Here is a 20383-nt window from a genome sequence, read left to right on the forward strand (position 1 = left end):
CGAAAACCACGCGGTGAGAACACGTCGACCAGGCGCGATCCTGTCCGGCGAGGGCCGGTCGTACGGGAAGGACCGGAGACGGGGACGTCCGGAGGAGACGTGCGCGATCAGCCCGCCGACTCGTCGAGCGCGCGCAGGACGTCCGCCACCAGGTCCTCGGTGTCTTCGGCGCCGCAGGAGAAGCGGACGAAGCCCTCCGCGACCGCGTCCCCGCCCCACCGTCCGCGCCGCTCGGCCGTGGACCGCACCCCGCCGAAGCTGGTCGCGTCGTCCACGAGGCGCAGCGACTCCAGGAACCGGTCGGCACGCGCGCGCGTGGGCAGCGAGAAGGACACCACGCACCCGAAGCGCCGCATCTGCCGTGAGGCGATCTCGTGCGAGGGGTCGTCGGGCAGCCCCGGATAGCGCAGCCCGCTCACCTCCGGGCGTCCCTTCAGAGCCTCGGCAAGGGCCAGCGCGTTGGCGTTCTGCCGTTCGGCGCGCAGCTGCAGTGTGGCGAGCGAGCGGTGGGCGAGCCAGGCCTCCATGGGCCCCGCGATGGCACCGACGATCTTGCGCCAGCGCCGTACCGAAGCCATCAGCGCGGCGTTCCGGGACGTCACGTATCCCAGCAGGACATCCCCGTGCCCGGTGAGCTGCTTGGTACCGCTGGCCACGGCGAAGTCGGCCCCGAGGTCCAGGGGCCGCTGTCCGAGCGGGGTCGCCAGGGTGTTGTCGACGGCGACGAGGCACCCGCGCGCGTGTGCCTCGTCGGCCAGCCGCCGCACGTCGCACACGTCCAGGCCCGGGTTCGACGGAGTCTCGATCCACAGCAGGCTCGCCCCGTCGAGGACCTCCAACTGGGCATCGCCACCCGTCGGCGCGGTGCGCACCTCGACGCCGTACGCCTCCAGCTGCTGGCGCACCAGCGGCAGCGCCTGGTAGCCGTCGTTCGGCAGAACTGCGACGTCACCGGTGCGCAGCTGCGAGAAGAGCACGGCGGAGATGGCGGCCATGCCGGAGGGGAAGACCAGCGTCTCGACGTCGTCCTTCCCCGGAGCCTCCAGCTCGCCGATCGCGCGCTCCAGAAGGGTCCAGGTGGGGTTCTCGTCGCGGCCGTAGGTGTAGGGACCCGTGGGCTCGCCCGGCAGGTGGAAGTGAGCGGCGAACACCGGGCCCGGCAGGGTCGGCTCGTACTTGACGGGCTCGGGCAGTCCGGCCCGTACGGCCCGGGTGCCGTCCCCGATGTCGGTGGTCGTCTCGCTCATGCCGCCTGTCCCTTCACTTGCTCATGTACTGCGGTGAGCAGCCCCCTGCTCGCCGCCTCAACCATCTCAAGACACTCCTCGAAACCGTCGGTGCCCCCGTAGTACGGGTCCGGCACGTCGAGGTCATCGCCCGCGGCCGGGTCGTACGAGCGCAGGAGCCGCACTTTCCCCGCATCCTCAGCGGTGGGTGCGAGGCGGCGCAGCGCCCTGAGGTGGCCGGCGTCGAGGGCGATCACGAGATCGAGCCGGGCGAACCAGGCGGGACGGAACTGCCGGGCGGTGTGGTCTCCGGCGTAGCCGTGAGCCTCCAGGACGGCGACGGTGCGCGGATCGGCTCCCTCCCCCTCGTGCCAGCCGTCCGTGCCGGCACTGTCGATCTCGACCAGGCCGTCCAGCCCGGCCTCCTCGACGCGCGCGCGGAAGACGGACTCGGCCATCGGGGAACGGCAGATGTTGCCGGTGCAGACGAAGCAGACGCGGTAGGTCATGTCCGCGCTCAGTCGGTGTCGGGCAGGACGACGGACAGCGCCCAGGACACGATCGAAATGATCAGGGCACCCAGTACGGCGGTCCAGAAGCCCTCCACATGGAAGCTCAGGTCGAGCTTGTCGGCGAGCCACGAGGTGAGCAGCAGCATCAGGGCGTTGACCACCAGAGTGATCAGGCCGAGCGTCAGGATGAAGAGGGGGAACGTGAGGATCTTCACGATCGGCTTGACCACCGCGTTCACCAGGCCGAAGACCACGGCGACCAGCAGCAGGGTGCCGACCTTCCGGCCGGTGCTGTCGCCGGTCAGGGTGATCTTGTCGAGCAGCCAGACGGCGACCGCCAGGGCCCCCGCGTTGGCGATCGTCTTGACTACGAAATTCATCATGTGTCTGATCGTGGCAGAAGCGAACGGACACGAGCACTGGGGCAAGGGCGGGCAAGGGTGATGAAGGCATTCCGGCTGGACGAACTGGAGGCGGAACGCGCCGCCAACGATGGTGCCTACCTGCAGTTCCTGCGGGAGCGGAACATGTCGGTCGGCCTGTACGCGCTCGACGCGGGCGCGCTCGACCCGCAGAGACCCCATGAGCAGGACGAGGTGTACTTCGTCGTCAGCGGACGTGCCGCGATCACGGTCGGCGTGGAGACCACCCAGGTCGCGCGCGGCAGCGTGGTGTACGTGCCCGCCGGGGTCGCCCACAAGTTCCACCACATCACGGAGGATCTGCGGGTGCTGGTGGTGTTCTCTCCGCCGGAGAGCTGAGACCCGTCTCGGGGTTCCCTAGGGGGACGATCAGGGACGGACAAGGGATGCGATACCTCCGGCCGCGCCCTTCGGCGCCCTAGCATCGAAGACAGGTACGAAGCCAGGACAGCAAGCAACCCGGCAGCAGGCTCCCGGACATGGGGCGACGGGTGAGGACAGTGAGGACAGAGGCGATGCGGGAGATCTTCGCGGGGTTGCCGTGGTGGGTGAAGTGGATCGCGGTGCCGGTCATCGCTCTGGTCGTGTTCGGCAGTCTGATATTGAGCGTGCTGCACTTCGTGGTGGCGCTGCTCTTCAAGGTGCTGGTCTTCGTCGCGCTGGTCGGCGGACTGATCTACGTCGTGAGGAAGGTCAAGGCGGGATCGTCACGCACTGACTGGTGAGGCGTCAGCGTACGGCGCGCGATGGCTCTTCCGTGGGCGAGCTTCCAAACGGTCGGCGTGATAACAGGAACGGCAGGTTCCCTCGGGAGAGGGAAGTTTTCCGGCGGTGCCGTCGGCATGCGGTGACGGGCGGTTAAAGTCCGGAACTCGTGACGCGGGGGCAACCCCGCGGGCGGCGCACACCCCTCCCGTGCTCCCCCGCACGGGTGGCCCTCCTCGCGCTTCCGGAGTGACCCTTGGCCACGGTTGACACCCCATCCGCAGACCCGCATGCATCGGGTAAGACGTCCTCCAGGGTCCCGGTTCCCCCGGTACAGCCCCATACGACGCCCGGAGAGGCGCCGTCAGGGCCCACGGAGCCCGGACCCCGCCGGGCCGCGCCTTCGGCGGCGAGCGTCCCGCACGCGAAGGACGCCGCAACCGCAGCCCAGGAATCCCCTTCCACCACTCTGATCGGCTCCGTGCAGCGGGCGATGCGGTTGCTGGAGGCCGTGGCCGAACGGGAGCACGGTGCGCCGGCCAAGCAGTTGGCCCGCGACGCCGGACTCGCTCTGCCCACGGCGTACCACCTGCTGCGCACCCTGACGCACGAGGGCTATCTGCATCGCAGCAAGGGGCTGTTCTTCCTGGGGGAGGCGGTCGAGCGGCTGAGCCGGAGCAGCGCAAAGCAGAAACGTCGCACCACGGTGGTCGAGGCGCTGGCCCAGGTGCGCGACACCATCGGCATCCCCGTCCACCTCGCGATGTACCGGGAGGGCGAGATCGAGATCATGCCCGTCACCGACGCCTTGGACCGGCCGACGACGGACGAGTGGGCCGATGTCCTGGAGACCGGTCGCGCCCACGCCATCGGGCAGTGCCTGCTGTCCCAGCTCGGCGAGGGCGACCGGCGCGACCGCCAGGACCAGGATCCCAAGAAGTCGATCACTCCGAACACGGTGTGTGACGATCAACCGTCGTCGCGGCGTCTGAGCGACATCGGTCGAACGGAACCGGCCGGGCAGCGGCAGGAGTGCGGGCCGGGGACCGTCTGCGCCGCCATCCCCGTCACGCTGGGGGCCATCGCCGCGACCATGGCCGTTTCCGTGCCGCTCCACCAGGCCGACCGACTGCTGCCCGCTGTGCGGCAGTTGCGGGACGAGGTGGGACAGCTGTCGGGTGCGCTCGACCTCTCTATCAGCATCTGAAAAATCACTCCTTGTGATCTCCCGTGTACGTTGAGCAAACTTCCAGCAGTGTCAGATGGCTGTTTCCTGGCCAGACAACGGCAACTGGGGTAGACGATGCGTGAGTCAGTACAGGCAGAGGTCATGATGAGCTTCCTCGTGTCGGAGGAGCTCTCCTTCCGCATCCCGGTGGAGCTGCGGTACGAGACCTGTGACCCCTACGCCGTGCGGATGACCTTTCACCTGCCCGGTGACGCCCCGGTGACCTGGGCCTTCGGGCGGGAACTGCTGGTCGACGGCGTGGTCCGGCCGTCCGGTGACGGAGACGTGCACGTCGCGCCCGCCGACACGGACGGGTTCGGCGAGGTGCTGATCCGCCTCCAGGTGGGCTGTGACCAAGCGCTGTTCCGGTCCGGCTCGGCGCCGCTGGTGGCGTTCCTCGACCGCACGGACAAACTGGTCCCGCTCGGGCAGGAGCGTTCCCTCGCTGACTTCGACACCTACCTGGACGAGGCCCTGAACCGCATCCTGGCCGAGGAGCAGAGCGCAGGCTGACCCCCGGCGGACACGGGGTGGCGTAACGCTTCTGCGTGCATGCTGGACGGGCCGGCGGGCTCTCAGCGCTTGCGGCGGCGGCCCCTTCCTCCGCGGGCCGGCACGGCGTCCGCCGCCACTTGGGCACCGGGCCGGTCGGCCGAGACCACCAGCGCGGCCAGAGCCGTGGTCACCGGAACCGAGGCCACCAGACCGATCGAGCCGACGAGGGTGCGGACGATCTCCTCGGCGATCAGCTCGCTGTTGGCGACGGTGCCGACGCTGCTCTGCGCGATCGAGAAGAGCAGCAGCAACGGCAGGGCCGCACCCGCGTAGGCGAGCACGAGGGTGTTGACGACCGACGCGATGTGGTCGCGGCCGATGCGGATGCCCGCGCGGTACAACCCACGCCAGCCCGTCGACGGATTCGCCTGGTGCAGCTCCCAGACGGCCGACGTCTGCGTCACCGTGACATCGTCGAGCACACCCAGCGAACCGATGATGACGCCCGCGAGCAGGAGGCCGCTCATGTCGATCGACGGGTACAGCCCATGGATCAGACCGGTGTTGTCGTCCGTGTTGCCGGTCAGCTCGGCCCAGCCGATGAACAGTGAGCCCAGGATGCCGATCAGCAGCAGCGAGATCAATGTGCCGAGCACGGCCACCGATGTACGCGCCGAGAGGCCGTGGCACGTATAGAGCGCGATCAGCATGATGGCGCTCGACCCGACAACCGCCACGAGCAGCGGATTCGAGCCCTGCAGGATGGCCGGCAGGATGAAGAAGGTCAGCACGAGGAAACTCACGGCCAGCGCGATCAGCGCCATGACACCGCGCATCCGGCCCACCACCACGACCGCCACCGCGAAGATTCCGGCGAGCAGGATCAGGGGGAACTTCCGGTTCACGTCTGCCACCGAGTACTGCAGATCCTCCGGTGCGGAGGGTTCGTAGGCGACGACGACCTTCTGGTCCTGGCTCAACTGCCGTGACTGGTCGGGCTGGACGATCTCCGTGAAGGTACGTCCCTTGTCCTGGCCGGTGTCGACCCGAATGGTCGCCTTCTTGCAGTCCCCGGTCGCCTGCTGCTGGGCGGAGGAGCCCTCGGCGGTCGAAGTGTCACCGGTGGGGGGAGTCCCCGAGGCGTTCACCGACTTGCAGTCCACCCTCACGACCTTGGTGACCGTCGCCTGCTCTGTCTGCCGGTCGAAGCCCACTCCGGTGCGCTCGTGCGGCGGTGCGCCACCGGGCCAGAGAACGCCGAGCCCCACCAGGACCGCGGTGGCGAAGGGGATCAGCACGGCGGCGATCACCTTGCGCAGATGCCGGGAGACGGGGGCGGCGGGACCGTGGACGTGACTGTGCGAGTGCCCATGGCCACCACCGGACGAGGGGCCGGGGTCCGGTCCGTCGTCCGGTCCGTGCCCGCCTCCGGAACCGTGGCCTCCGCCGCCACCACGTCCGGAGCCATGGCCGGATCCGTATCCATGGCCGTTTCCGGAGCCGTGTCCGTGCGGGGGCTCCGACGGTGGGAACGGGGGATGCTGCGTCGTCGTCACCGACCGATCATCGCAAGAACGGCAGGGGCCCACTGTTCACCGCGCCATATATACCGCTAGCGTGGAGGCACCTTTGCACACGCGGGAGCTCGGAGCACCGGGCTGAGAGGGCGCTGACCTCCGCAGACGCGATGTTTCACGTGGAACATCGCCGGACGGAAACCGCTGCGTCGACCGCCGAACCTGTTACCGGGTAATGCCGGCGTAGGGAGTAGGTTTCATGACCAACAAGGACGCAAGCACGCCTGCCCTCAACCAGACGGAGAGGGCTGAGGACGCCGGGACGCCGGCTCCGACGCCCTCGTCCCGGGACGGCGTGGCAGGAGAGTCCATCGGCTGGCACAAGGCGTATGTCGGGGGATCACGCCCCGATCTGCAGGTGCCGGTCCGCCAGGTGCATCTCACCAACGGACAGTCGGTCACCCTGTACGACACCTCCGGCCCGTACACGGATCCGACCGTCGACACCGACGTACGCAGGGGCCTCCGCCCTCTGCGCGAGAACTGGATCATCGCCCGGGGCGACACGGACGAGTACGCGGGTCGCCCCGTCCGCCCCGAGGACGACGGTATCAAGCACACCTCACCGCGTGGTGGCCTGCGCAACCTCGACGCGGTGTTCCCCGGGCGGCCGCGCCAGCCGCGCAGAAGCCGTGACGGTGAGGCCGTGACCCAGCTCGCCTACGCGCGACGCGGGGACATCACGCCCGAGATGGAGTTCGTGGCCATCCGGGAGAACGTGTCGCCCGAGGTCGTGCGGGAGGAGATCGCCGCCGGCCGGGCCGTGCTCCCCGCGAACGTCAATCACCCGGAGATCGAGCCGATGATCATCGGCAAGCGGTTCCTGGTGAAGGTCAACGCCAACATCGGCAACTCCGCCGTCACCTCCTCCATCGAGGAGGAGGTCGAGAAGATGACCTGGGCGACCCGCTGGGGCGCCGACACGGTCATGGACCTGTCCACCGGCCGTAACATCCACACCACCCGCGAATGGGTGCTCCGCAACTCCCCTGTCCCGATCGGCACCGTGCCGCTGTACCAGGCACTGGAGAAGGTCGACGGCAAGGCGGAGGAGCTCACCTGGGAGATCTACAAGGACACGGTCATCGAGCAGGCCGAGCAGGGCGTGGACTACATGACGGTTCACGCGGGCGTGCGCCTGCCGTATGTGCCGCTGACCGCGAACCGGAAGACCGGCATCGTCTCGCGCGGCGGTTCCATCATGGCGGCCTGGTGCCTGGCGCACCACAAGGAGTCGTTCCTGTACGAGAACTTCGAGGAACTGTGCGAGATCCTCGCCTCGTACGACGTCACGTACTCGCTCGGCGACGGCCTGCGGCCCGGCTCGATCGCGGACGCCAATGACGAGGCGCAGTTCGCGGAACTGCGGACGCTCGGGGAACTCAACCGGATCGCCAGGCGTTTCAACGTACAGACCATGATCGAGGGCCCGGGACATGTCCCGATGCACAAGATCAAGGAGAACATCGACCTTCAGCAGGAGATCTGCGATGAAGCTCCGTTCTATACGCTCGGCCCGCTGACCACTGACGTCGCTCCCGCGTACGACCACATCACCTCGGGCATCGGTGCCGCGATGATCGCGTGGTGGGGCACGGCGATGCTCTGCTACGTCACGCCCAAGGAGCACTTGGGCCTGCCCAACCGTGACGACGTCAAGACGGGCGTCATCACCTACAAGATCGCGGCCCATGCGGCGGACCTCGCCAAGGGACATCCGGGCGCACAGGAGTGGGACGACGCACTGTCGGACGCCCGCTTCGAGTTCCGCTGGGAGGACCAGTTCAACCTGGCTCTGGATCCCGACACGGCCCGTGAGTTCCACGACGAGACGCTCCCCGCGGAACCCGCCAAGACGGCCCACTTCTGCTCCATGTGCGGCCCGAAGTTCTGCTCCATGAAGATCAGCCAATCCATCACCGAGCGTTTCGGCGGTGCTGCGGCTGAGGGAGCGTCGCCTGAGGAAGTGGCTGAGGGAATGCTCCAGAAGTCGAAGGAGTTCGCGCAGGCAGGGAACCGGGTGTACCTGCCGATCGCGGACTGAGCCGCCCGCTTCGGATACGGCCCGAGACCTCGTTGCCCGCGGTCTCGGACCGTACTCGCACCCTCACCGCGGTCCACGGGCTGGCGGCGCATCAGTGCCGGGAAGCCGTGTCGTGACGAGCCAGCAGGGCGGTGCAAGCGGCCTCGGTCGCACGCCCAGAGTCCGTAACGGCGGGTGCGTGGGCGAGGAAGTCGTCCGTGGTTCCCGATTGCAGAAGCCCACCGTTGACCCGAGGACGGAGACACCGGGCCTGTCTGTCCTCGGCGGACCGAGCCGGGGACCGAACCAGGGACCGAACCGGGACCAGGTGGGGCGCTGCCGTCATATGCCTGGCGGCCGAAGGCGGCGGAGGTCGGGCAGGCGCGGCACTGTGACGGGACTTGCGGCTGCCGGGGTGGCGAGAGCGTCATGCCGCTCACTGGCGCGAAGTCGGCTGGGTGGCACCTCCTGCGTGTCCGTCGGGACGGAGGGGCGCCCATGTGGTCGTCGGGACGGAGTGGCGCCGGGGTGGCCGCCGGGGCCGGAGCGGTGCTCCGGCAGGGTGGCGGCCCCGCTCCGGCGTGTCACTCCGGCTGGTGCTCGGGTCCCCCGAAGTCAGGGCTGGTGAAGTCCGGACTGCTGAAGCTGGGTCGCGGACCCGCGGTCGGGCCGCCCTCCGGGCTGCTGAAGCCCGGGCGGTGGTAGCCGAGCTGCGGCATGCGGCCGGGCGGGGACGACGGGACCGGGCGGCCCACGGCGGCAGTGCCCGGGTCGGCGAGCGCCTCGCGGAGGAAGGGCATGATGCCGCGCTCCAGCAGCGCTTCACGCCAGGCTTCCCGAGCCCGCTGCACCTCCTTGTCCAGCTCGCCACGGCCTGTGTCCAGGGAGGCGGCGCCGTTGCGCAGGGCGGTGAGAAGGAGGCCGACCGCGGCCACGAGGATCGCGGCCGCGGTGATCGCGCCGAACACCCAGCCGGTGGTGAGCAGGGTCTGGGCGACTCCCGGATCGGGGGTGACCATCTTCAGGACGTACCCCACGAGGAGGAAGATCGCCGCGGCGGTCCCGGCGAGGACGGGAGCAAGGACGGCGACGACTGCACCGGCACCTGCCCCGGCCGTCTCCGTGACCTCTCCCATGGTGGTCGCGAGCCCCACCGCGGTTCCGCCCGGCTCCGCCGAGCCGGACGTGCTCTCGCGGGACGGTGGCGGGGTGGACTGCGCCGGCCGGCGCAGTTCCTCGCGGACCTTCACGTAGTGCTGGTATTCGGCCGCCGCGGCGGCCGTGATGAGGGCGGTGGCGTTGAGCGCCATCGTGCGCAGTTGTTCCGGGTTGAGCCGCTGGCCGACAGCGGCGAGTTCCGGTCGGTTCGGGGCGGAGCGCAGCGCCTCGCTGAGGATCCGCTCGTACTCCTGTCGGTCCTCGCTCAGCAGGTGCTGCGGAACGCTGTTCATGTGCATCCCCCGATGCTCCGTAGGGCTTGTGACTCGGCATGCTGACGAGCCGTTGGGCAGAAACGGAGGGGAGCCTGCTACGGATAAGCCGATGGTAGAGCGGCGACGGTGGGAGGTGACAGGGGGTTTACGGAAATTGGGCGCGGCCCGCAGCGATTGCTTGACGCGGTCCCGTGCCGGACACGCCCGCCCGCGGAGCGGTCAGTGGGCCAGAGGAAGCTGCTGGACCAGCAGCTTTCCGGCCATGGTCACTCCGCCGTCCATCGCGATGGCCAGGCCGTCCGCATAGATGTGCGGTCCTTCGACCACCGGACCTGTGCCGTCCTCGCCTTCTTCCGAGCCGACCTCGCCCAAAAGGTACGGAATTGGGCTGTGGCCGTGGACGATGCGTGCACCGCCGTACACCTCCAGCAGGGAGCGCACGGCGTCGGCACCGCCCTCGTCGCGGAAGGAGAAACGCTTGGTGAACTTGCGGAACAGGTCCCAGACCTCGTCCGCGTCGTTGCGCGTGAGGGTCTCGCGGACGGTGTCGTTGACGGCTTCGATGGAGTCGCCGTAGTCGAGGTAGGCGGTGGTGTCGGAGTGCACCAGCAGATGGCCGTCGACCTGCTCCATGGCGTCGAGCCGGGCCATCCACTGCAGATGGTGGTCCTGCAGGCGCTCCATGTCGGTCTTCTGCCCGCCGTTGAGCAGCCAGGCCGCCTGGAAGGTGGCGGTGCCCGCGCCCGAGTTCACGGGTGTGTCGCCGAAACGCTTGGCGCCGAGCAGCAGCAGCTCGTGGTTGCCCATGAGCGCCTTGCAGTAGCCGCCGGCTGCCGCTGCTTCGGCGGACAGCCGCATCACCAGGTCGATCACGCCGATGCCGTCCGGCCCACGGTCGGTGAAGTCGCCCAGGAACCACAGCCGCGACGTGCCCGCGGACCAGTTGCCCGCAGCGTCGATCAGGCCCTTCTCTTGGAGCGCGGCGATCAGCTGGTCGAGATAGCCGTGGACGTCGCCGACGACGTACAGCGGGCCCGGGCCGGTGGCGGGCTGACCGGCCGGCACGGCCTCGGGGTCCACCGACAGCAGGACGGTGTCGCCCCGGTTGATCACGGGCAGGTCCCGTTCGGTGGGCGTGTATCCCTCCGGGTAACCCTCGGTCCCGTCGAGCGGTCTGGCGACCTCGCCGGGATGCGTGCTGTGGGCATACGGACCGGGTTCGTGGATGTACGCGGGTACGCGGAAGTCACGCCCCGTCGGCGTTCGCACCTCGGGTCCCTGACCGGCCCCCTGAGTCATCGACCCCTCCACCACCATCGCGCCGCCTCTGCACCGCATCGGACTGCCTGGTCGCAGCGGCCCGCGGTGTCGTGCGCCCATCATAGGAATGCGGATCGCGCCATGTGATGACCCAGGGGTGGTGAAATGGCGCGGGGCCTCTGTTCGTCGCTGATTTCTCCCGAATTGGGCGGGACTGACCCGCCCAATTCGTCCTCGGCTGCTGGCGGGGATCGCTATGGATCCCTGCCCGGTCAGTCCCCTTCGGGCGATCGCGGCGGGCTGACCGTCGTACGGGGCGGTCGGCGCTCGGACGAGGTCCGCACGATCAGCTCCGTCGGTATCACCTGCTCGACCGGTTGCTCCGACTCGACGCCCTCGATGGCGTCGATGAGGAGCTGGACCACCGCCGTACCGATCCGGCGCGGTTTCAGGGACAGAGTCGTGATGGGCGGTTCGGTGTTGGCGTAGACGGTGGACTCGCTGCAGCACACCAGCAGCAGGTCGTCCGGCACCCGCATGCCGTACCGCCGGGCCGCGGCCAGCAGATCGGTGCCATTGGGGTCGAACAGCCCGTAGACGGCGTCCGGACGGTCGGGCCGGGCCAGCAGCCGGTCGGCGGCCACGGCTCCGGCACAGGGATCGTGCGCCGGATAGGCCTCGTACACCGGATCCTGTCCGATCCGCTCGCACCAGCGCAGGTACGCGGTGGTGGACAGGTGGGTGTAGGTGTCCGTCGTGGTCCCCGTCAGCAGGCCGATCCGGCGGGCGCCGGCGTCGGCCAGGTGGTCGAGGATGCCGAGGACGGCGGCCTCGTGGTCGTTGTCCACCCAGGCGGTGACGGGGAGCGAGCCGGCCGGGCGGCCGTCGGAGACGACCGGCAGTCCTTGCCGGACCAGTTCGCTGACCACTGGATCATGGTCGGAGGGGTCGATGACCACGGTGCCGTCCAGAGCGACATTCGACCAGACGTCGTGGCGCGAGGTCGCGGGAAGGATGACCAGGGCGTAGCCCCGGGCGAGCGCGGCCGAGGTGGCGGCCCGCGCCATTTCCGCGAAGTAGGCGAATTCGGTGAAGGTGAAAGGTTCATCCCCGTACGTCGTCACGGTCAGGCCGATCAGTCCGGACTTTCCGGTACGGAGGGTTCGGGCCGCCGCCGACGGGCGGTAGCCCAGTCGGTCGGCGACTTCTCGGACATGGCGTCGGGTGGCGTCCGGAAGCCGGCCCTTGCCGTTGAGGGCGTCGGAGACGGTCGTGATGGAGACACCGGCGGCGGCGGCCACGTCTCTGATGCCCGCCCGGCCCGGCCGGTTGCCTCGGCGGGGGGTCTCCGCCCGGCTCACCTGGTGCTTCCCTGCTGCTGTCATGGCGAGCCGATAGTAGGGCTCATGCGGTGGGGTAGGGCGGACGCATATGCGTCCGTTGACAGGCACGTTTCTGCAAGGTCAGGAATTGCCAAATGCCTGGGAAGGCGAGGGACTTAAACGATCCAAGACCGATACGTGACTCCCCTGCACGCATGGGTCCGATACGTGGCCCGTGTTGCGAAGAGGTCTCAACTCACCTTCACGGGGGATGCGCGCCACGGCGTGAGCCACCGGCGCGTGCATTTATGCGTGGCGCGCCCCCTGTTTCCTACGCCTTCGTCTCATGATGCCTCTGGGGTGGGTGTGACGTACGGGGTGCGCCCGCGAGGATGCGCGGAGTTGTCCACAGGCCATTCGCAGGGGAGCCGAATCCTCATAAAGTGAGGATCATTGAGTGTCGACGAGGAGGACTGCGGTGAGCGAGACGAGCCCCAAGCTGCGAGCCGAGCTCGAGGGGATCCCGACCTACAAGCCCGGTAAGCCCGCCGCGGCGGGTGGGCCCACGGCGTACAAGCTGTCCTCCAACGAGAACCCCTACCCGCCGTTGCCCGGCGTACTGGACAGCGTCTCCTCGGCGGTGTCGTCCTTCAACCGGTACCCGGACATGGCGTGCACGGGCCTGATGAGTGAGCTCTCCGATCGCTTCGGAGTACCGCTGGCCCACCTGTCGACGGGCACGGGCTCGGTCGGGGTCGCCCAGCAGCTGCTCCAGGCGACCTCCGGACCGGGTGACGAGGTGATCTACGCCTGGCGGTCCTTCGAGGCGTACCCGATCATCACGCGGATCAGCGGAGCCACGCCCGTGGAGGTGCCGCTGACGCCGGGGGACGTGCACGACCTGGACGCGATGGCGGACGCGATCACCGACCGGACGCGGTTGATCTTTGTCTGCAACCCCAACAACCCGACGGGAACGGTGGTGCGCCGGGCCGAGCTGGAGCGTTTCCTCGATCGGGTGCCGGGCGATGTGCTGGTGGTGCTGGACGAGGCGTACCGCGAGTTCATCCGTGACACGGAGGTCCCCGACGGGGTCGAGATCTACCGCGAGCGGCCGAACGTCTGCGTGCTGCGCACCTTCTCCAAGGCGTACGGTCTCGCCGGGCTCCGGGTGGGCTTCGCGATCGCCCACGACCCGGTGGCGGCGGCGCTGCGCAAGACGGCCGTGCCGTTCGGGGTGAGCCAGCTCGCGCAGGAGGCGGCGATCGCCTCCCTGCGCGCCGAGGACGAACTGCTGGGCCGGGTCGGCGCACTGGTGTGCGAGCGCACGCGGGTGGTGGAAGAGCTGGGTGCTCAGGGCTGGACGGTGCCCGAGACCCAGGCGAACTTCGTGTGGCTGCGGCTGGGGGAGCGCACCGCGGACTTCGCGGCCGCATGCGAGGAGCACGGTGTCGTCGTGCGGCCGTTCCCCGGTGAGGGGGTCCGCGTGACGATCGGTGAGAGCGAGGCCAACGACATCTTCCTCAAGGTGGCGGAGGCGTTTCGCAAGGCCGCGTGACACCCGGCCACATCGTGGGGCCTGGTCGATCGATTGCTGAGATCGGCTGCTGAGCGGAGCGGCCGCCGGGGCGGGCCGGCATCTTGAGGGCTCACCTCAAGATGCCGGCCCGCCCCCTTTCGTCCTGTCCCCGTCTGCCGGGCGGCCTGCGGACGTGGGGCTGTCGGGCCCTTGCGCACGGGGCCGGCGTCAAGGGGGACCCCCCTCCCCGTGTCGTGCACGGGTGCGTCATAATTGCTTGTGAATGTGAACGCGTTCACAAGCCTGCCCGGTTCGTCCTGTGCTGTGCCTGACAAACCTGAGCAAACTGCCGCCATGACCACGGCATGTAAGGAGAAGACGTGGACATCGCTCTGGCGCCGGAGACTCTGGCGCGATGGCAGTTCGGTATCACCACCGTCTACCACTTCCTCTTCGTCCCGCTGACGATCTCGCTCGCCGCGCTCACCGCCGGCCTGCAGACCGCCTGGGTCCGTACCGGCAAGGAGAAGTACCTCGAGGCCACCAAGTTCTGGGGCAAGCTCTTCCTGATCAACATCGCGATGGGTGTCGTCACCGGCCTGGTGCAGGAGTTCCAGTTCGGCATGAACTGGTCGGACTACTCCCGCTTCGTCGGGGATGTCTTCGGCGCCCCGCTGGCCTTCGAGGCGCTCATAGCCTTCTTCTTCGAGTCGACCTTCATCGGCCTGTGGATCTTCGGCTGGGACAAGCTGCCGCAGAAGATCCACCTCGCCTGCATCTGGATGGTCTCCATCGGCACGATCCTGTCGGCGTACTTCATCCTCGCGGCCAACTCGTGGATGCAGCACCCCGTCGGCTACCGGATCAACGAGGAGAAGGGGCGTGCCGAACTCACCGACTTCTGGCGGGTGCTGACCCAGGACACCGCCCTGACCCAGGTCTTCCACAGCCTCACGGCGGCTTTCCTCACCGGCGGCGCCTTCATGGTCGGCATCGCGGCCTTCCACCTCATGCGCAAGAAGCACGTCCCGGTGATGAAGACGTCCCTGCGGCTCGGCCTGGTCACCGTGGTCGTCGGCGGTCTGCTCACCGCGATCAGCGGCGACACGCTCGGCAAGGTCATGTACGAGCAGCAGCCGATGAAGATGGCCGCGGCCGAGGCGCTGTGGGACGGCGAGGGCCCCGCGCCCTTCTCGGTCTTCGCCGTCGGTGACGTCGACGAGGGACACAACAAGGTCGCCATCGAGATCCCGGGCCTGCTGTCCTTCCTCGCGAAGAACGACTTCGAGTCGTACGTCCCCGGCATCAACGAGCTCAACAAGGAGATGCAGGAGAAGTACGGCCCCGGGGACTACCGTCCCAACATCCCCGTCGCCTACTGGGGCTTCCGTTGGATGATCGGCTTCGGCATGGCCTCCTTCAGCCTCGGGCTGCTCGGCCTCTGGCTGACGCGCAAGAAGTTCCTGCTGCCGCAGCACCTGAGGGTGGGCGAGGACGAGGTGCCGCATCTCTCGCTGCTGCCCGGGAAGGTGCTCGGACCGACGCTGACCAAGTGGTTCTGGCGCGTCGCGGTCCTCACCATGGGGTTCCCGCTGATCGCCAACGCCTGGGGCTGGATCTTCACCGAGATGGGCCGTCAGCCGTGGGTCGTCTTCGGGGTGCTCCGCACCAGCGCCGCGGTCTCCCCCGGTGTCTCGCAGGGCGAGGTCATCACCTCGATGATCGTGTTCACCACCCTGTACGCGATCCTCGCGGTCGTCGAGGTCAAGCTGCTCGTGAAGTACGTCAAGGCCGGCCCGCCGGAGCTCACCGAGGCCGACCTCAATCCGCCCAAGAAGATCGGCGGCGACCTCCGTGACGCCGACAAGCCGATGGCCTTCTCGTACTAGGCCGAGGGAGCTGCACAGTCATGGAACTTCACGACGTCTGGTTCGTCCTCATCGCGTTCCTGTGGATCGGTTACTTCTTCCTGGAGGGGTTCGACTTCGGAGTCGGTGTCCTCACCAGGCTGCTGGCCCGCAACCGGCCGGAGAAGCGGGTGCTCATCAACACCATCGGACCCGTCTGGGACGGGAACGAGGTGTGGCTGGTCACGGCCGGCGGTGCGACCTTCGCCGCCTTCCCCGAGTGGTACGCCACGCTCTTCTCCGGCTTCTACCTGCCGCTGCTGGTCATCCTGGTGTGCCTCATCGTGCGCGGGGTCGCCTTCGAGTACCGGGTGAAGCGGCCGGAGGAGAGGTGGCAGCGCAACTGGGAGGCGGCGATCTTCTGGACCTCGCTGATCACCGCGTTCGTGTGGGGCCTGATCTTCGGCAACATCGTGCGCGGGGTGAAGATCGACTCCGAGCTCGAGTACGTCGGCGGCATCGTCGACCTGCTCAACCCGTACTCCCTGCTGGGCGGTCTGGTGATGCTGTCGCTGTTCACCTTCCACGGAACGGTGTTCGTCGGGCTCAAGACCGTGGGGGAGATCCGGGACCGGGCGCGGACGCTGGCGCTTCGGGTGGGTCTGGTGACCTCCGTACTGGCACTGGTCTTCCTGCTGTGGACGCAGGCCGACAAGGGCAACAGCGCATCGCTGGCCGCGCTGATCGTGGCGGTGGCCGCGCTCGTCGCCGCGGTGGGCGTGGCCCAGACGGGGCGTGAGGGGTGGGCGTTCGTCCTGTCGGGGCTCACGGTCGTGGCTGCGGTCGCGATGCTCTTCCTCACGCTCTTCCCGAACGTCATGCCGTCGTCGCTGAACGAGGAGTGGAGTCTCACGGTGACCAACGCCTCGTCGGCCCCCTACACCCTGAAGATCATGACGTGGTGTGCGGGGATCGCCACTCCGGTGGTCCTGCTCTACCAGGGGTGGACCTACTGGGTGTTCCGCAAGCGGATCGGCACGCACCACATCGCCGAGGCCGCGCACTGAGTCCGACAGAGAGCCGTGTGACCCGTTGTTTCACGTGAAACGCGACTCTCCGGGCCGCAAGGCGTGTTTCACGTGAAACACGCCTGCTGAGAAAAGGGTGTGTTTCACGTGAAACCGATCGACCCGCGTCTGCTGCGCTACGCCCGGGCCACCCGCCTCTTCCTGGGAGCGGTCGTCGGCCTGGGTGCTCTCGGGGCGGTGCTCGTCATCGCGCAGGCGATGCTCATCGCCGAAGTGGTCGTCGGCGCCTTCCAGCACGGGCTGTCGGTCAGCGAACTCGGCACTCCCCTGCTGCTGTTGGTGGCGGTGGCATGTGGTCGAGGGCTGGTCTCCTGGCTCACCGAACTGGCCGCGCACCGGGCGAGCGCGGCGGTGAAGTCAGAGCTGCGCGGACGGCTGCTGGAACGCGCCGCCGCGCTCGGCCCCGGCTGGCTGAGCGGTCAGCGCACGGGCTCCCTCATCGCCCTCGCCACGCGCGGGGTGGACGCCCTCGACGACTACTTCTCGCGCTACCTGCCGCAGCTGGGCCTTGCCGTGGTCGTGCCCGTGGCGGTGCTCGCCCGCATCGTCACGGAGGACTGGGTCTCCGCGGCCATCATCGTCGGCACACTTCCGCTCATCCCGATCTTCATGGTGCTCATCGGCTGGGCCACGCGTTCGCAGATGGACCGGCAGTGGCGGCTGCTTTCGCGGTTGTCCGGTCACTTCCTGGACGTGGTCGCCGGGCTGCCGACGCTGAAGGTGTTCGGCCGGGCCAAGGCGCAGGCCGAGTCGATCAAGCGGATCACCGGGGAGTACCGGCGGGCCACGATGCGGACGCTGCGGATCGCGTTCCTGTCGTCCTTCGCGCTGGAGCTGCTCGCCACGATCTCCGTCGCGCTGGTGGCGGTGACGATCGGTATGCGGCTGGTGCACGGGGACATGGACCTGTACATCGGGCTGGTCGTCCTTGTTCTCGCCCCCGAGGCGTATCTGCCGCTCAGGCAGGTGGGGGCCCAGTTCCATGCCGCGGCCGAGGGGCTGGCGGCGGCCGAGGAGATCTTCGAGGTGCTGGAGACGCCGGTGCCGGTCTCCGGCTCGCAGCCCGCGCCCGAGGGGGGATTCCGCTTCGAGGGTGTGACCGTGCGGTACCCCGGACGTGCGGCCGACGCCGTCCGCGATGTGTCCTTCGAGGTGCGCACCGGGGAGACGGTGGCGCTCGTGGGGCCGAGCGGGGCGGGCAAGTCCACGCTGCTCAACGTGCTGCTCGGGTTCGCGGAGCCGGCCACGGGACGGGTGCGGATCGAAGACGCGGATCTCGCCTCCCTCGATCGCGACGCGTGGCACTCACGCGTGGCCTGGGTGCCGCAGCGGCCCCATCTGTACGCCGGGACCATCGCCGAGAACGTACGGCTGGCGCGGCCCGACGCGGATGAGCGGGCCGTACGGCGGGCGCTGGCCGACGCCGGTGCGCTGGCGTTCGTCGAGGCGCTGCCCGACGGTCCCGACACGCTGCTGGGCGAGGACGGTACCGGGCTGTCGGCCGGGCAGCGTCAGCGGATCGCCCTGGCGCGGGCCTTCCTCGCGGACCGGCCCGTGCTGCTGCTGGACGAGCCGACGGCCTCGCTGGACGGGGAGACCGAGGCGGAGGTCGTGGACGCGGTACGGCGGCTCTCGGCCGGGCGGACCGTGCTGCTGGTGGTGCACCGGCCGGCGCTGCTGGCGGTGGCCGACCGGGTGGTCCGGCTGGAGACCGAGGTGTCCGCCGCTGCGGGGTCCGGTCCCTCGCGCGTCGGGGAGTCGCGGCCGGATCAGGAGAACCGGCAGGAAGGGGAGTATTCGCAGGACCGGGTGGAGCGGGAAACCCGGCAGGGGCCCGTCCCGGCGGCATCCGCGGAGGAGCCGCTGCTGAGCGGAGGGCGGTCCGTGCTGGCCCGGGTCCGTGCCATGGCGGCCCCCCGGCGGGGTCGGCTCGCCCTCGCGCTGCTGCTCGGCAGCCTGGCCCTGGGCAGCGCGGTGGGACTCATGGCCACCTCCGGGTGGCTCATCTCGCGGGCCTCCCAGCAACCGCCCGTGCTGTACCTGATGGTCGCCGTGACGGCCACGCGTGCGTTCGGGATCGGACGGGCCGTGTTCCGGTACGCGGAGCGGCTGGTGTCGCACGACGCGGTGCTGCGGATGCTGGCCGACACCCGGGTCGCCGTCTACCGGCGGCTGGAGCGGCTGGCCCCCGCGGGACTGGGGCGTGCCCGGCGCGGTGACCTGCTCTCGCGGCTCGTCGCCGACGTGGACGCGTTGCAGGACTACTGGGTGCGGTGGCTGCTGCCCGCCGGCGCCGCGATCGCGGTCTCGGCCGCCTCCGTGGGGTTCACCGCGTGGCTGCTGCCCGAAGCCGGCGCGGCCCTCGCCGTCGGGCTGCTCGCCGCCGGAACCGGCGTACCGCTGCTGACCGGAGCGGTGGCACGGCGCGCCGAGCGGAGGCTGGCGCCCGCCCGTGGCGAACTGGCCGTCCGTACCGCCGATCTGCTCACCGGCACCGCCGAGCTGACCGTGGCGGGCGCCCTGCCCGAGCGGATCGCCGGAACGCGGCGGGCCGACAGCGCACTGACCCGGATCGCCTCCCGCGCCGCCACGGCGACCGCGCTCGGCGACGGGCTCACCGCCCTCGTCACGGGGCTCACGGTCGCCGCCACCGCGCTCCTGGGCGCCCAGGGGGTGGCCGACGGCCGTCTCGGCGGGCTCGCGATGGCTGTCGTAGTCCTCACCCCGCTGGCCGCGTTCGAGGCCGTCATGGGGCTACCGCTCGCCGTGCAGTTCCGGCAGCGGGTACGGAAGAGCGCGGAGCGCGTGTACGAGGTGCTGGACGCCCCCGATCCCGTACGCGAACCGGAGGAGCCGCGGTCCGCGCCGCGGTCGCCCTTCCCCCTCGTTCTCAAGGGGCTGGCCGCCCGCTACGAAGGGCAGGACCGGGACGCGCTCGCCGGGGTGGATCTCACCGTCCACGAAGGCCGCCGGATCGCCGTCGTCGGTCACTCGGGATCGGGGAAGACGACATTGGCGCAGGTGCTGCTGCGGTTCCTGGACGCGCACAGCGGGACGTACACGCTGGGTGGCGTGGACACTTACGCGCTCGACGGTGACGCCGTACGGCGGCTCGTCGGGCTGTGCGCCCAGGACGCGTACATCTTCGACAGTTCCGTACGCGAGAACCTGCTCCTGGCGCGGCGGGACGCCACCGAGGCGGATCTGCGGGACGCGCTCGCGCGGGCGCGGCTCCTCGACTGGGCCGACGCGCTGCCCGACGGGCTCGGCACGCTCGTCGGCGAGCACGGTGCCCGGTTGTCCGGCGGTCAGCGCCAGCGGCTCGCCCTCGCCCGGGCGCTGCTCGCCGACTTCCCGGTCCTGGTGCTCGACGAGCCCGCGGAACACCTGGATCTGCCGACCGCCGACGCGCTGACCGCGGATCTGCTGGCCGCGACCGAGGGCCGTACGACCCTGCTGATCACCCACAGACTGGCCGGGCTGGAGGCCGTCGACGAGGTCGTGGTCCTCGCCGGGGGACGGATCGTCCAGCGGGGGCCGTACGCGGAACTGGCGGCCGTGGACGGACCGCTGCGGGACATGGCCGTGCGCGAGGCGAGGGGGGAGGCGCCCGCACGGTTGCTCCCCAGTGCCGAACGCCCGGCCGCCGAGGCGCTGTTCGGCGCAATGCGGTGATCCGTCCGTGGCACCTCGTCGCCCGGCCGTACGACTCGAACAGGACCGGGC

Annotated in this window: 16 protein-coding genes; 9 read left to right on the forward strand and 7 right to left on the reverse strand. The window is 69.5% G+C overall.

The features are described from left to right. Positions 1 to 107 precede the first annotated feature (107 nt). From IE242_RS24375 to IE242_RS24385, 3 genes are read right to left on the reverse strand one after another with little or no spacing between them, the layout of a single operon-like run. Positions 108 to 1247, reverse strand: a complete 1140-nt coding sequence (locus IE242_RS24375; protein WP_189862762.1) for a cystathionine gamma-lyase — start codon at positions 1245 to 1247, stop codon at positions 108 to 110. Continuing rightward, on the reverse strand, positions 1244 to 1735 hold the full coding sequence (locus IE242_RS24380; RefSeq protein ID WP_189862763.1) for a low molecular weight protein-tyrosine-phosphatase: 492 nt from the start codon (positions 1733 to 1735) through the stop codon (positions 1244 to 1246). The genes IE242_RS24375 and IE242_RS24380 overlap by 4 nt, the downstream gene beginning before the upstream one ends. Before the next feature lie 8 nt (positions 1736 to 1743). Beyond that, positions 1744 to 2121 carry a phage holin family protein gene (locus IE242_RS24385; protein ID WP_189862764.1) on the reverse strand — a complete coding sequence of 126 codons (378 nt, stop codon included), beginning with the start codon at positions 2119 to 2121 and terminating at the stop codon, positions 1744 to 1746. 60 nt (positions 2122 to 2181) lie between these two features. On the opposite strand from IE242_RS24385, the gene IE242_RS24390 reads away from it, so the two are divergent. From IE242_RS24390 to IE242_RS24405, 4 genes are all read left to right on the forward strand, one after another. Continuing rightward, positions 2182 to 2499, forward strand: a complete 318-nt coding sequence (locus tag IE242_RS24390; protein ID WP_189862765.1) for a cupin domain-containing protein — start codon at positions 2182 to 2184, stop codon at positions 2497 to 2499. A 176-nt stretch (positions 2500 to 2675) separates the two neighbouring features. Next, positions 2676 to 2885, forward strand: coding sequence for a DUF5326 family protein (locus IE242_RS24395; protein WP_189862766.1), 210 nt, complete (start codon positions 2676 to 2678; stop codon positions 2883 to 2885). A 461-nt stretch (positions 2886 to 3346) separates the two neighbouring features. Beyond that, positions 3347 to 4072, forward strand: a complete 726-nt coding sequence (locus IE242_RS24400; protein ID WP_373299579.1) for an IclR family transcriptional regulator — start codon at positions 3347 to 3349, stop codon at positions 4070 to 4072. 96 nt (positions 4073 to 4168) lie between these two features. After that, positions 4169 to 4606 (forward strand): SsgA family sporulation/cell division regulator, encoded by a 438-nt coding sequence (locus IE242_RS24405; protein WP_189862767.1) that lies wholly within the window; start codon positions 4169 to 4171, stop codon positions 4604 to 4606. A gap of 62 nt (positions 4607 to 4668) precedes the next feature. On the opposite strand, the gene IE242_RS24410 is transcribed toward IE242_RS24405, so the two are convergent. Beyond that, positions 4669 to 6144, reverse strand: coding sequence for a YibE/F family protein (locus IE242_RS24410; RefSeq protein ID WP_189862768.1), 1476 nt, complete (start codon positions 6142 to 6144; stop codon positions 4669 to 4671). A 220-nt stretch (positions 6145 to 6364) separates the two neighbouring features. On the opposite strand from IE242_RS24410, the gene thiC reads away from it, so the two are divergent. Further along, entirely contained in the window at positions 6365 to 8209 is a 1845-nt protein-coding gene (gene thiC / locus IE242_RS24415) for a phosphomethylpyrimidine synthase ThiC (protein ID WP_229859389.1), read from the forward strand. Between the two features lie 563 nt (positions 8210 to 8772). Here the strand turns inward: thiC and IE242_RS24420 are convergent. The 3 genes from IE242_RS24420 to IE242_RS24430 all read right to left on the reverse strand — a co-directional run bounded on the left by IE242_RS24420 (position 8773) and on the right by IE242_RS24430 (position 12266). Continuing rightward, on the reverse strand, positions 8773 to 9645 hold the full coding sequence (locus IE242_RS24420) for a hypothetical protein (RefSeq protein WP_189862770.1): 873 nt from the start codon (positions 9643 to 9645) through the stop codon (positions 8773 to 8775). Positions 9646 to 9840: 195 nt separating this feature from the next. Next, positions 9841 to 10935, reverse strand: coding sequence for a metallophosphoesterase (locus IE242_RS24425; RefSeq protein WP_268249490.1), 1095 nt, complete (start codon positions 10933 to 10935; stop codon positions 9841 to 9843). A 218-nt stretch (positions 10936 to 11153) separates the two neighbouring features. Next, complete coding sequence (locus IE242_RS24430; protein WP_189862773.1) at positions 11154 to 12266, reverse strand: LacI family DNA-binding transcriptional regulator; 1113 nt, start codon at positions 12264 to 12266, stop codon at positions 11154 to 11156. Positions 12267 to 12681: 415 nt separating this feature from the next. Here IE242_RS24430 and hisC point away from each other — a divergent pair, with 415 nt between their 5' ends. The 4 genes from hisC (at position 12682) to cydD (ending at position 20332) form a co-directional block, all read left to right on the forward strand. Next, positions 12682 to 13761 (forward strand): histidinol-phosphate transaminase, encoded by a 1080-nt coding sequence (gene hisC, locus IE242_RS24435; protein ID WP_189862775.1) that lies wholly within the window; start codon positions 12682 to 12684, stop codon positions 13759 to 13761. 341 nt (positions 13762 to 14102) lie between these two features. Then, a complete protein-coding gene (locus IE242_RS24440) occupies positions 14103 to 15611 on the forward strand; it encodes a cytochrome ubiquinol oxidase subunit I (protein WP_189862777.1) in 1509 nt (502 codons plus the stop codon). Positions 15612 to 15631: 20 nt separating this feature from the next. Then, the gene (cydB, locus tag IE242_RS24445) at positions 15632 to 16636 is read left to right on the forward strand and encodes a cytochrome d ubiquinol oxidase subunit II (protein WP_189862779.1); all 1005 of its coding nucleotides are present in this window, start codon (positions 15632 to 15634) and stop codon (positions 16634 to 16636) included. A 108-nt stretch (positions 16637 to 16744) separates the two neighbouring features. Next, positions 16745 to 20332, forward strand: coding sequence for a thiol reductant ABC exporter subunit CydD (gene cydD, locus IE242_RS24450; RefSeq protein WP_189862781.1), 3588 nt, complete (start codon positions 16745 to 16747; stop codon positions 20330 to 20332). Positions 20333 to 20383 lie beyond the last annotated feature (51 nt).

The organism is Streptomyces poonensis (genome assembly GCF_014650915.1).
Taxonomy (GTDB): domain Bacteria; phylum Actinomycetota; class Actinomycetes; order Streptomycetales; family Streptomycetaceae; genus Streptomyces; species Streptomyces poonensis.